This is a genomic window from Verrucomicrobiia bacterium (assembly GCA_036405135.1).
GTDB lineage: Bacteria > Verrucomicrobiota > Verrucomicrobiia > Limisphaerales > JAEYXS01 > JAEYXS01.
Genome location: DASWYF010000011.1, coordinates 1 through 12,355, shown reverse-complemented (window position 1 = coordinate 12,355; position 12,355 = coordinate 1). Strand labels below are relative to the sequence as shown.

At 55.4% G+C, this 12,355-nt stretch carries 10 protein-coding genes; 5 read left to right on the top strand and 5 right to left on the bottom strand.

Annotated features, from left to right (window positions below; translation table 11 throughout):
* Nucleotides 1-65: 65 nt before the first annotated feature.
* Nucleotides 66-3,242, top strand: a complete 3,177-nt coding sequence (locus VGH19_05075) for an excinuclease ABC subunit UvrA (GenBank protein HEY1170723.1) — start codon at nt 66-68, stop codon at nt 3,240-3,242.
* Between the two features lie 31 nt (nt 3,243-3,273).
* On the opposite strand, the gene VGH19_05070 is transcribed toward VGH19_05075, so the two are convergent.
* From VGH19_05070 to VGH19_05060, 3 genes are all read right to left on the bottom strand, one after another.
* Nucleotides 3,274-4,668: a nucleotide pyrophosphatase/phosphodiesterase family protein gene (locus VGH19_05070; GenBank protein ID HEY1170722.1), complete on the bottom strand. Its 1,395-nt coding sequence runs from the start codon at nt 4,666-4,668 to the stop codon at nt 3,274-3,276.
* Between the two features lie 206 nt (nt 4,669-4,874).
* Nucleotides 4,875-5,813: a glycoside hydrolase family 18 protein gene (locus tag VGH19_05065; GenBank protein ID HEY1170721.1), complete on the bottom strand. Its 939-nt coding sequence runs from the start codon at nt 5,811-5,813 to the stop codon at nt 4,875-4,877.
* Nucleotides 5,810-7,021, bottom strand: coding sequence for a 3-dehydroquinate synthase (locus tag VGH19_05060; GenBank protein HEY1170720.1), 1,212 nt, complete (start codon nt 7,019-7,021; stop codon nt 5,810-5,812). Before VGH19_05060 ends, VGH19_05065 begins: the two co-directional genes overlap by 4 nt.
* Before the next feature lie 292 nt (nt 7,022-7,313).
* Here VGH19_05060 and VGH19_05055 point away from each other — a divergent pair, with 292 nt between their 5' ends.
* From VGH19_05055 to VGH19_05045, 3 genes are all read left to right on the top strand, one after another.
* Nucleotides 7,314-8,828: a family 10 glycosylhydrolase gene (locus VGH19_05055; GenBank protein HEY1170719.1), complete on the top strand. Its 1,515-nt coding sequence runs from the start codon at nt 7,314-7,316 to the stop codon at nt 8,826-8,828.
* A 101-nt stretch (nt 8,829-8,929) separates the two neighbouring features.
* Entirely contained in the window at nt 8,930-9,589 is a 660-nt protein-coding gene (locus VGH19_05050) for an urease accessory UreF family protein (protein HEY1170718.1), read from the top strand.
* Nucleotides 9,590-9,919: 330 nt separating this feature from the next.
* Nucleotides 9,920-10,372, top strand: a complete 453-nt coding sequence (locus VGH19_05045) for a hypothetical protein (protein ID HEY1170717.1) — start codon at nt 9,920-9,922, stop codon at nt 10,370-10,372.
* 115 nt (nt 10,373-10,487) lie between these two features.
* On the opposite strand, the gene VGH19_05040 is transcribed toward VGH19_05045, so the two are convergent.
* Nucleotides 10,488-10,685, bottom strand: a complete 198-nt coding sequence (locus VGH19_05040) for a DUF3185 family protein (protein HEY1170716.1) — start codon at nt 10,683-10,685, stop codon at nt 10,488-10,490.
* A 110-nt stretch (nt 10,686-10,795) separates the two neighbouring features.
* Here VGH19_05040 and VGH19_05035 point away from each other — a divergent pair, with 110 nt between their 5' ends.
* Nucleotides 10,796-11,404, top strand: a complete 609-nt coding sequence (locus VGH19_05035; GenBank protein ID HEY1170715.1) for a protein phosphatase 2C domain-containing protein — start codon at nt 10,796-10,798, stop codon at nt 11,402-11,404.
* A 13-nt stretch (nt 11,405-11,417) separates the two neighbouring features.
* Here VGH19_05035 and VGH19_05030 read toward each other — a convergent pair whose 3' ends face one another.
* Nucleotides 11,418-12,050, bottom strand: a complete 633-nt coding sequence (locus tag VGH19_05030; GenBank protein ID HEY1170714.1) for a hypothetical protein — start codon at nt 12,048-12,050, stop codon at nt 11,418-11,420.
* Nucleotides 12,051-12,355: the final 305 nt, after the last annotated feature.

The following is a 12,355-nucleotide window of genomic DNA, read 5'->3' as shown; positions in this document are numbered from 1 at the left end:
ATGAGTTGAGAAATCTCATTTACAGCCGTTGACTTGCCCCCGCCACGCCTTACATTCCGCCCACCATGTCGAAGGCGACGTCCCAGCCGGTCATCCGCTTGCGCGGGGTCCGGCATAACAACCTCAAAAATTTCGATCTCGACCTGCCCACAGGCAAGCTCGTCGTCATCACCGGCCTCAGCGGGTCGGGCAAGAGCTCGCTCGCGTTCGATACCCTCTTCGCCGAAGGCCAGCGCCGCTACATCGAAACCTTTTCCCCTTACGCGCGCCAGTTCTTCGACCGAATGGACAAGCCGCAGGTGGACAGCATCGAGGGTATCCCACCCGCCATCGCCATCGAGCAGCGGAACTCCGTGAAGAGCACCCGCTCGACGGTGGGCACCATGACCGAGATCTGCGACCACATGAAAGTGCTGTGGCCGCATCTCGCCCAACTTCACTGCCGCCAGTGCGATCAACTTGTCCGTAAAGACGCCGCGCAAGACGTCTGGGAAGGGGCGAGGGGTGAAGTGGGAGGTGCGAAAGAGGATGTGGAGAAGGTGGAAGTGCTGGTGACTTTCAATGTGGCATTGTCTGAGAAGCTGCCGCTGGAGGAGTCGCTTAAATTGATCGCGAAGCAGGGCTATCAACGGCTGGTGGTGGGTGATAAAGTCGTGCGCTTGGAAGATCTGCTGAAGGAATCTTCGCCTACACCGCATCCCTCACATCTCATCGTCATCCAAGATCGCGTCAAACTGGCGAAGGCGAATCGCTCGCGTTTTGTGGAGGCGTGTGAGCAGGCGTATCATTTCGGGAAAGGGAAGCTGGCATTGTATCGTATAGAAGATTTGAGCAAGCCATGGGGGCGTTACTCCAAGCATCTGCATTGTGCCACCTGCGATATCGAATACCGTGATCCCTCTCCGGCCTTATTCAGCTTTAACAACCCCGTCGGCGCTTGCCCTGCCTGCCGTGGCTTCGGTCGCGTCATCTCCATCGACTACGACCTCGCCATCCCCGATCGCTCCAAGTCTTTGAATGATGGTGCCGTGAAACCCTGGCAAGGCGGCGTCTCCGCCGATTGCCAGACGGACCTGGTGAAAGCCTGCCGCAAACGCAAAGTCCCCATGGACGTTCCTTTTGAGGAGCTTTCGCCGGAGCATCAGAGCTTCGTCGTCGATGGCGAGCCCGGTTACGGCAGCGATGAAGCCCATGAATGGCCGCATCTCTGGTATGGCGTGAAGGGCTACTTTCGCTGGTTAGAATCCAAGTCCTACAAGATGCACGTGCGCGTGCTCCTCTCCCGCTACCGCGCCTATACGAAGTGCCGGACGTGCGATGGTAAACGATTTCAGCCCGAAGCACTACTCTACAGATTTACGAAAAGCGAGAGTCACAAAGGACTGACTCTCTCCGATTTCTACCTGCTCCCCATCCGCGATGCTTTGGCTCTGATCGATGGCTTCGCTGCCAGCCGCAAAGTCGCCGTGAACGATCCCATCCAAGTCGTCCTGAACGAAGTCCGCGCGCGCTTGGGTTACTTGAATGAAGTCGGCCTCGGCTACCTCACGCTGGACCGCCCCACACGTTCTCTTTCCGGTGGTGAAACTGAACGCGTGAATCTAACTACCTGCCTTGGCACCCGCTTGGTGAATACGCTCTTCGTCCTGGATGAACCCAGCGTAGGACTGCATCCGCGCGACACTGAGCGCCTCGTGAAAATCCTCGAACGTCTGCGCGATACCGGTAACACCGTCGTCGTTGTGGAGCATGAATCTGGTGTTATGCGTGCTGCCGATCAGATCATCGATATCGGCCCCGGCCACGGCGAAAGTGGCGGCGAGATCGTTTTCCAAGGCCCTTTTGCCGATGTGTTGAAGAGCGAACGCTCACTGACCGGCCAATATCTCAGTGGTCGTAAGAAAATCGAATTGCCCACGCGTCGCCCGGTCGGCCTGATGCAAGCCGCCGAGATCGCGCTGAACGATCAAGTGGTGGAGTATAAAGTAGGGAAGGGGACCGTTGCCTCAGTGGAAACGCGCGATCTTCGCATATCATCAATCCCTCAACTCGAAGTTGGAAGCACTTTGTCCCTGACCGGTGCCAACCTCCACAACCTGCAAAACCTTTCCGTAGATATCCCTCTCAACCGCCTGGTCTGCGTCACCGGCGTTAGCGGCTCCGGTAAGTCCACCTTGATGCGTGATGTGCTCCTACCCGCACTGACCCAGAAGTTCGCTGGCGCAGTAAAAGTAAAGAGCGAGGATGAAGACGATGACGAGAGCGAAGAAGAAGGTGGTTTCGTCGCTGCCAAGGTCACCGGCTGGGAAGGTCTCGGCGGTGTCGTGCTCGTGGATCAGGGCACGTTAGGCAAAACACCTCGCTCAAATCCCGCCGTATACATTGGTGCCTTCGATGATATCCGCGAAGTTTTCGCCCAGGCACCCTTGGCCAAGCAGCGCGGACTCGGCTCCAGCGCGTTCAGTTTCAATTCCGCCCAAGGCCAGTGCGAACGTTGCCGCGGTGCTGGCTTTGAGAAGATCGAGATGCAATTCCTCAGCGATGTCTTCATCCGCTGCCCAGATTGCCATGGCCGCCGCTATCGCCCGCACATCCTCGAAGTGAAATTGCAGAGCGCCCGCCGTGCCGCACCGGATTCGAACGAACTCATCGTCACTGAATGGTCCATCGGCGATTTCCTCGAAGCCACCATTGATGACGCCGTGGCCTTCCTCGCCGAGCTCACGGACTTCCGCCCCGCCCAACGCGCCTGCACGAGCCTCCGCCTCCTGCAAGACGTCGGCCTCGGCTACCTGCGCGTTGGCCAGCCCATCAACACGCTCTCCGGCGGCGAAAGCCAGCGCCTCAAGCTCGTGCGTCACCTCGCGGAGTGGACCACGAACGTGCAATCTCCCGGCGGCAAGCTGGACGTGAAACCCACGCTCTTCCTCTTCGATGAGCCGACGACGGGTTTGCACTTCGAGGATGTGCGTGTGTTACTCGCCGTATTCCAGCGCATGGTGGATCAAGGCCACTCCGTCTTCGTCATCGAGCACAATCTCGACGTCATCAAATGCGCCGACTGGGTCATCGACCTCGGCCCGGATGCTGGCGATCAAGGGGGCCAGATCATCGCCATGGGCACGCCCGAAGACGTTGCCCTAGTGGAAGCAAGCCACACCGGCAGAGCCTTGCGGCCTCTATTGGGAAACGCCCAGCATCCAACTCTCTACCTCGAACGTCCAAAGAAACGCGGAAAATGATTGAATGTCTTTGGCTCCGTTAGGCCGGGAGCTACCTCCGCACCGTTTCAACAATCGTCTGGTAAACATCCGTGGAGCGCAGGTCTTGTGATCCGACTAATGCGTCTCCTCCTATAAGCACCGGCCAATCCATCTTCGATTTCGGGCGGCAGCCGTGGGAGCCTTTCACCAGAGAAGCATCCAGCGGTATGACATCCATCAACATGCGGAAGCCGAGTTTTTTTTGCAGCAGGCGCCAGATGATCTTCAACTTCACAGCGGGGATTTGCGGATCGAGGAACAGTTCCACCGGATCATAACCGGGCTTGCGATGAATATCTACAGTGCGGGCGAAGTCCGGTGCATTCGCATCGTCTTGCCAGTAGTAATAAGTGAACCACGCATCTTCTTGCGAAACAGCGATGAGATCCCCGGCCCGCGTGTGAGCGATGCCGTGTTCGCGCTTGCCCGCGTCATCCAGCACGTGCGGGATGCCATCTTGTTTCTCCAAAAGTGAACGCACGGTATTCAGCAGTGAACGGTCGTTCACGTAGATATGCGCGATTTGATGATCGGCTACGGCGAAGACTTTGCTCGCACCGGCATCGAGCAACTCCAAACCCAGTTCCTCTTTCACCGTGAGCCAGCCTTGCTGACGGAACAGGCGGTTCAGATGGATCGCCTTGGTCACTTGCGTGATGCCGTATTCGGAAACGATCAAAGGCTTGATGCTGCGTGATTCATAGAAGGTGATGAGGTCGCCGACGATATTATCGATCTCAGTCAGGTCACGTGCGATGCGTGGATCAGAGGGGCCGATGCGCTGCAGGTTGTAATCCAAGTGTGGCAAGTAAACGAGGCTGAGCGTGGGCTGATACTTCTTCTCCGTCCACTTGGCGGATTCGGCAATCCAGCGGGAGACGCAATCGGCCTTGCCTTGCGGTGAGTCCAATCCGGCAGCAGGTCCCCAGAAACCGGCGAAAGGAAATTCGCCAAGTTCCTGTTTGATCTCCGGGCGGATGGAGTAAGGCCACGTGTAGATGTCGAAAAATTTGCGGCCATCTGCAGGATACATGGGGCGCGGTGTGATGGACCAATCCGCTGTGGCATACATGTTATACCACCAGAATAATTTCGCACAGGTGAAGCCCGGAACTTCTTTACGAAGCTGATCCCACACCTTCGGTGCTTGCACCACGTGGTTGGATTGCTTCCAGAACTGCACCTCGGACAGCTCGCGATTGAACCAACCATTCGCCACGATGCCGTGTTCACTGGCGGTCTGGCCCGTCACATAATCCGTCTGCGCCGTGCAGGTGACCGCAGGGAATGCCGGAGTGACATGACGCAACGCCGTCTTCTGGCGGAAGGCGTTCAGCTTGGGCGTGTGCTGGCCCAAGAGACCTTCCGTAAGCCCGACGACATTGATGACGGCAGTGCGTGTCATGTAAATGACGTCAGGGTGAGGGAATCGGGAGCGGAAGGCGAGGCTGAAACAGGATTTACGATTTTTGATTTACGATTTACGAGCCGCTCAAAGGTTTCGAGTTTCTCGTTTCTGGTTTCGCGCCAGGAGCTAAGAACGCTCAACTATATCCGTGGCGTTATATTACCGATGGCTCGTAAACCTTACTTCCAAGGTCGTAATTCGCCTTATGCTTTCGCAGCATCCTTGATGCTTTGGAGCAATGACTTATCTCCCTCAGCGTCCTGGCCAACTTCCCAAACGAAAACACCACCTAGACCCATGCGCTTGGCCAAGGCTACTTTGGCTGAGACAGTTTTCGGGCCGTTGTAGTAGAGACCATCCCACTCATCCGTGCCCTCTTTGAAATTGGGTCGTGTGAGCAGATCCGCATAAGCCATGGTGCGCTCACGTGAAGTCACACCGCGACCATAGAGCGGAATGCCCAGGCAAATTTTATCCGCAGGCACACCGCGTTTCAGCCAAGAGTTAACGGCATTCTCTGCACCTTGGACGGTGGAATGCTGCTGGGGCATGTCATAGGCCATGACGTGGACGCGGTCGAGATAACGTGCTGAATCTTCAAACCAGTCCTGATGTGTCGCGACAGCGGCCGTCACAATACGCTTCGAGCCTATACTTGCTTTTAGCTGCTCCATGAAGATCGAGTAATTGCGTGCCTCGCCATTGGTGTCAGGATGTTCCCAATCGAGATCGATGCCATCCAGTTGTTCGCGTTCACACAGGCTCGTGACGGCTTGAACGAGCTTGTCCCGGGAAAGAGAAGAATCGAGGAGATTGCGGAAATGTTCTGAGCGTTCACCGCCACCGACACAGATGAGGATACGGCAACCGTGATCCGTGCGCGCCTGACGGAGCTGCTTCATGGCATCAGCATTCCATGAGCGGAGTTCGAGTTCGCCGGTCTCGCGAGGTTCGGCGGAGAAGGCGATGAGGTCGGTAAGACCTTTCGCCCGGGCGAGATTTTTCGGAGAGAGGCGGTAATCAGGGAGATATCCAGCCACGACGAAGCCGGATTTCCTGTCCGCTGCCACCGCCGTTCCTGTTAGCAATCCCCCGGTCAACGTTGCCGTGACCCCAATAAAACGGCGGCGGTTCATTTTCATCTGCTTTCCTGTTTTCGTCGCGTGAGCGGCACGATGCGTTGCTCGCGCAGATTTTGTCGTTCCTGCAATTCTTCGATGGCGGCCACAATATTGGCCTGTACCATCTCATGTGTCTCAAACCCCTGGCCGATGCCGCGCAGCAGGGTGATGGTCAATTGACCGCCCAAGTGCTCGCGAAATTCTTCCAGTCCGTTCAGCAAAACCAAGTTGCCTGTGGCGTCTGCCAGCAAGAGTTCGTTGGCAAACAATTCAAAGCCCAGTTTCTCCAGCAGCACCAGCACGCGCTCACATGATTGCGCATCGAGGTAACCCATGCGCCGCGCATACACTGTATCCAGCGCGATGCCAACTGCCACTGCCTCGCCATGGCGGATGCGGTAGTCGGAAACCTGCTCCAGCTTATGAGCTGCCCAGTGCCCGAAATCCAGCGGCCGGGCGGATCCGAACTCGAACGCATCACCGCTTGTGGCGATGTGGTTCAAATGTAGTTCAGCACTGCGGAAAATCAAATGGCGCATGGCCGTTTCCTCGAAGCGGGCGAGGGCTGGAGCGTCCTGTTCGATGCGTTCAAAAAACTCGCGATCACGAATAAGCGCCACCTTCACGGCTTCCACATAACCATTGCGTTTATCACGCTCAGGCAAGGAAGAGAGCAATTGGAAATCATTGATGACGGCGTAAGGCGGACAGAACGTGCCGATGAAATTTTTCTTACCGAACGCGTTGATGCCGTTCTTCACACCCACGCCGGAATCATCCTGCGCCAGAGTGGTGGTCGGAATACGGATGTGACGAACACCACGATGCGCCGTAGCGGCAGCAAGGCCCACGACATCCAGAATAGCTCCGCCGCCGATGGCGATGAGGTACGAGTGACGATCAATGTGATGACGCTCCAAGTGCGATTGGATCTCCGAGACGTGGAAATAAGAGTTTTTCACGCGCTCGCCGCCTTCGAGGATCATCGGCGTGCCCATCAGCTTGAGGCGATCGGAGTTCGCGCGGAAATAGGCTTCTATGCGACCGACAAAGTCCGGTTGTGCCTTGGCGAGCGATTCATCAACCACTACGAACGCTTTGTGAACTTTCTGCGGTTCTGCTTCCGCCATGGCATCGCGCAAGGTCTTGTTACCCAAGTCAAAAGCATGCTGCGTGAAATGCACGCGGCAACGCCAGCTCACCGTGACTGTACGTTCAATGATGGACATGTTTTTCAAGCTTACCTTACTGACGCACTCAGGCCAGAATTTATTGAAGCCAATGTTTGGGCAGTATTGAGGGGAGAAATGTTCAATCCAGGGGATTTACGATTTTGGAATTACGATTTACGAGCGGCAGGAAGGTTTCGAGTTTCTGGTTTTTGGTTTCGAGCGGGGTGGCTTAGGACGTTAAATTTCGTCTTCTACGTGAATTGACGGTTGGCTCGTAAATCGTACTTCTTAAATCGTAAATCAAACTGGCGCTTGCCTTTGGCTATGGGCACCCGTATTTAAAACTCGCGTGAAATCAACCCCCCGATGCGGTCATTGGCTCGCCTTCCTGGCATCTGTCCTCTTTTCCACGGCAGCCATGGCAGCGGCGTATCTGCCTTCGGATATCAAACCGCCAGCGATTGAGCGGGAGTTTCGTGGCGTTTGGATCGCATCGGTATCCAACATTGACTGGCCTTCCAAGAAGGGTTTGACCACTGCGGAACAACAAAAGGAATTGCGCGATCTGCTGGATCTGGCGGTGAAGCTGAACTTGAACGCCGTCATCCTGCAGGTGCGTCCCATGTGTGATGCGTTCTACGCCTCCAAGCTGGAGCCGTGGTCCGAGTATCTGACCGGTGAGATGGGCAAAGCGCCGGATCCTTATTACGACCCGCTCGAATTCGCGGTGGAAGAAGCGCATAAACGTGGGCTGGAATTGCACGCGTGGTTCAACCCTTATCGGGTGCGCAATACGGCTTCGCCCGGTGTGGTCGCCAGCAATCATATCAGCAAGACGCGCCCGGAACTGGTGAAGAAATACGGCACCTATCTGTGGATGGACCCCTCGGAACCGGCGGTGCAGGAGTATTCGCTGAAAGTCATCCGTGATGTGGTGAAGCGCTATGACATCGATGGTGCGCATATCGATGATTATTTTTACCCCTACAAGGTCAGAGATGCCAAAGGGGCATTGGTGGAGTTTCCCGATGACGTGAGCTGGGCGCGTTATCAAAAGAGCGGCGGCAAGCTGTCGCGCGATGACTGGCGGCGTGAGAGCGTGAACATATTCGTGGAGAAGCTGTACAAGATGGTCAAAGAGGAAAAGCCCTGGGTGAAGTTCGGCATCAGCCCGTTTGGCATCTGGCGTCCGGGTTATCCGAAAGAGATCAAAGGTTTGGATGCGTATGATCAGCTTTATGCGGATTCGCGCAAGTGGTTGGAGGAAGGCTGGTGCGATTATTATGTGCCGCAACTTTACTGGGGTGTGAGCGAAACGGCGCAGAGCTATCCGCTGTTGCTCGACTGGTGGGTGAGTGTGAACAAGCACAAGCGTCACGTCTGGCCGGGGAACAATCTGGACAAGATCGATACCAAGTGGCCCATCACAGATATGCGCGAGCAACTGGAGATCACGCGCAAGCAGAAGGGTTCCACGGGCAATGTGTTCTGGCACAGCAAACCGCTCGCGGCGAACAAGGGAAAGATTCAGGAACTGCTGACGGACCGCTTTTACACGGATAATGCACTGGTGCCGGCATCACCGTGGCTTGGTCAAAGCGTGCCATCAAAACCAAAATTGCTGGTGCAGAGCAGTGGGGGCAATGGCGATATCGAGATACAGTGGAGCATTGAACCGGGGAATGTGATCCAGAACTGGGTCTTGCAGGTGAAGCGCGGAGGCAACTGGGAAACACATGTCTACGGCAGCGAGATGACGCGTGCGAAAGTGAAGGCGGTTGGCGGCAAGGGAGCGGATGCGATCGCGCTCACGGCGGTGAACCGCACGGGGCAGGCGAGTCCGGCGATGGTGTTTGCGAAATAAAGGGCGACGTTTGCACGCCGTGACGGTTGTGCCAATTTTTGTCAGGGGTTTCGGCATTTACGGTTGGCGAAATAGTCAGATTCGAGCTAGTTTCGCCGCTAGTGTTTGATGATGCAGCCAAGTTGACTGGTGAAGCCGCCGAAGTATTGGGCGATCCCAATCCTTTGCTGGATCAGGTCAGCACGCCGGAGGGTTTTCTCGCCTTGGGAAAAGCAGCTTCGGCGTGGCGTTTACCGAAGGTGCAGGATGCGGCCACACTGCGACTGTTTCTCTCCCACTATCGTCAGCACATACTCGAAGCGGTGGAGCTTCCCGCGATCTTGAAAGCGCATCAATTCGCGCAGCAAGGGTTCGCGCGCGATCTCATCGAGCTGGATCGGCAGATGGAGGTGGTGCTGGTGGAGAAGGATTTATCGGCGGCGAGCCGTCGTGTAGGGCGGAGCAAGCTGAAGCGGCTGCGGCCATTGCGTGATCAGCGGGTGGTGATGCGCTATCTGCAGGCGGTGGAGGAGAACAAGGCGCATGGGTGGCATGTGCTGGTGTATGGGCTCGCACTGCAGCAGTTCTCGCTGCCGTTGCGACAGGGGCTGATCAGCTACGCACGGCAGAGTCTGGGCGGGTTTGTGCAATCAGCGGCGAAGTCTTTGCCGATCGGGGAAGAGGATGTGCGCGAGATTTTCGAGGAGGCGGTGGAGGGGCTGGAGGAGCGCTTGAATGCGCTGATTGATGCCCGGCAGCCGAAGTTGATCCAGTTGGTTTAGAGGATAAACGCAGGGAAAGTCCGGCACCCCTGACCCTATTGAGGCTAGGAACAGGGAGGGTTGGGTTTTACGAAGGCCGGTTCCATTTGAGGATACGACGGTGAAGGCCAAAGTTAGGGCAAAGCGGCAGCTTTGCCCCACCTTAATAAGGAAGTTCCCGCTGGCTGGACGCTGGTGATCACTTATGGGTAATGATCAACCCTCCGAGGGGCGAGGGGGATAATATCTCAGTGCTTTTTCTCAGCAAATTACAAACCGGGCTTCAACGTCCGCTTGACGGAACCACTCCGCAGAGCGACTTTCAGGCATCCACTCAAAAGGACTGGCGACATGCGCGCAAGAATTCTGCCTGCATTGCTTTGGCTTTGGACCGGCGTTTGTTTTTTCACCGGGACCAATAGTGCTCGCGCTGAACTGACGTATGAGAGCGCGGAGTTCATCGATTCCAGCTTCTTCGTGATGACGGTGCAGTATGCTTATGAGGGAGATGAGATCAAATTCGCCGTGTTTCACCGGCATTACGGTGAGCCGGGGTTGAAGTGTCAGGTGGTCCGCAGGGTGCGGGATGGAAAGTCTTCGCCGCTGAGTGCGACGATCACGTTGAATGACACCAAGCAGAAGGATCTGCTGAAGGAGGGGGGGGGCTATCGGGTGGATTGCGGGGTGGTGAAGCAGGTGGAGTTGAAATTCAAGCCGAATGAACTGCAGGAGTTTTTAAAGTCAGAGAATTGCAATCTGACGATAGATGAATTTCTGGCGCATTTGAACCGGAAGAATGTGTGAGCGGGTGAACGTCTCGCTCTCCAGACATCCTTTACACCGCTTGCTGAGGGATGTTTAGGCGGACTAAAGTCCTCGCTTCTGTCTTGATAGCAGGCCTCAGCCGTATTGGCGTCACTTACTTTTTGCTCATCACCAACACGACACCGGCGACACACATGGCGGCTCCGCCGCCGATCATCAGCATGGACTTGTCAGTAGGTGAACCTTTCACCAGTTCGTTCACCTTGGATTCCAATGAGTCTTTGGCTTTGAAGCCATAGAACAACATGAATGCTCCGCCGACTGCCAGTGCCAATCCCAGTGCTTTTTTCATTTTCGATGCTCTTTCTTGGTTCTGTAATTAGCGGATTCCGTGCCGTTCAACAAGTGGTGTTACGTCATCATGCATTTATTTTTGAATTCTGTGTTATGTTGGCACGTGGCATGAACACATCGATCGCGCTGGATTCTTCCCGTCATCTTAGTGAGGACCGTGGAGATATCATCCACCTGCCTGATGGCGTTTGCATCGCCATCGCCGATGGCGCGGGCGGCATATCTGGTGGAGCGGAAGCGGCGGATCAGGTGCTGCAGACGGTTTCTTCAGTCATCAAATCTGTCTCCAGTGATCTGGGGTGTGCGAGCACATTGACCAGTCTGGATACTGTGATCTGGGATGATCCGCGTGCGGGAGAGACGACGGCCATCATAGTGGTGGTAAAGCCAGGCAGTCTCTTTGGCGCAAGTGTGGGTGATTCTGCGGCCTGGCTTTTCACTGGCGAGTCCAAGCAAGAACTTACCCGCGGGCAAAGGCGAAAACCATTCCTGGGGACAGGAGGTGTGATGCCATTCACATTCTCAGTGGAAGCGCCACAAGGAACCTTGGTGGTGGCCACGGATGGTTTGTGGAAATACACGAGCATCGAAGCGATCCATGCCGTAGTGAAGGAACATGAATCTACTGGGCTGGCGCATAAACTCGTGGACTTGGTGCGGCTGAAATCGGGTGCTTTGCCGGATGACATTTGTGTCATCACCTGTTCGTTCCCATAACGGTGAGGCCATCCTAAGGTTCAGTTAAGGGGCGGAGCTGCTTTTTCCAAGTGGTCAGGACGGTTTCATCGATCTTGTCCACGCAACGTCCGATGATTTGAAATTGAGTGAGGTTTGTGTAGTGCTTGATCTCTTTGTGGAGATTGTAGCGGGAGATGGAGTTTTTGACCGTGCCATCTTGAATGGAGACGGTCACTTGGTTGGCATGCGTCTCCATGGAATAGGTGCTGGTTGCACCGATCACTTCCACCGAAACTACGCCGGATATTTCATTCGTTACGAGTTGCAAGTCTATGGATGTAATGGGGTAGGATGCTTTTTCTAGTGATTCATTGGAAATTGAGAAAAAACCTTGTTCCTTGCTGAATGAAACCAAGCCAGTCACTTCTTCGGGAGGCAGTTTTAAGGTGAATTCATCGCCTTCTGATGAGCGCAGTGAGCATTTGCCATCGGCAAAGATGTCATACCCGGGGATGATGCGTTTGCCACTTTTCTTCGAGATGGCAAGCATGTAGGTCGATTCATTAGCTACTGAGATGATGGGTGCTGTGGTGTTGCTTCTGGATGTGCAACCGGAGAAGGAAAACAAGAGGGCCCATAGACAGAGCAGTGCGAGGTGTCTTGAGGGCTGCTTTTGCTTATGCACGATGCTTTCCCCCTCACCCCGGCCCTCTCGCCGAAGCTCGGCCTGCCCATTGGGGAGAGGGAGGTAACATTTGGCGCGTTGTGTGGATGTTGTGGCTGGTTGCTCTGATAGGCTGTCAAAGTGGGAGCACCCCTCATCCTCAATCCTTCTGCCCTCCGAGGGGATGTAAAGACTGGAGAGATGGTGGACAGGTGTGCGGGGACATGGTGGACACATTTTGAGTTGGCCAGTGCATCAGGTTTTAGGAACTGGTTGGGTTTGATTTTCACGCAGGTCCAGTTCCTTGATGACCTGCATTTGGAAGA

Coding starts and splice junctions, on each gene's coding strand:
- VGH19_05065 (HEY1170721.1), bottom strand. CDS start 5,813: ATGAAAATGAACCGCCGCCGTTTTATTGGGGTCACGGCAACGTTGACC.
- VGH19_05040 (HEY1170716.1), bottom strand. CDS start 10,685: ATGAAAAAAGCACTGGGATTGGCACTGGCAGTCGGCGGAGCATTCATG.
- VGH19_05075 (HEY1170723.1), top strand. CDS start 66: ATGTCGAAGGCGACGTCCCAGCCGGTCATCCGCTTGCGCGGGGTCCGG.
- VGH19_05070 (HEY1170722.1), bottom strand. CDS start 4,668: ATGACACGCACTGCCGTCATCAATGTCGTCGGGCTTACGGAAGGTCTC.
- VGH19_05035 (HEY1170715.1), top strand. CDS start 10,796: ATGAACACATCGATCGCGCTGGATTCTTCCCGTCATCTTAGTGAGGAC.
- VGH19_05060 (HEY1170720.1), bottom strand. CDS start 7,021: ATGTCCATCATTGAACGTACAGTCACGGTGAGCTGGCGTTGCCGCGTG.
- VGH19_05045 (HEY1170717.1), top strand. CDS start 9,920: ATGCGCGCAAGAATTCTGCCTGCATTGCTTTGGCTTTGGACCGGCGTT.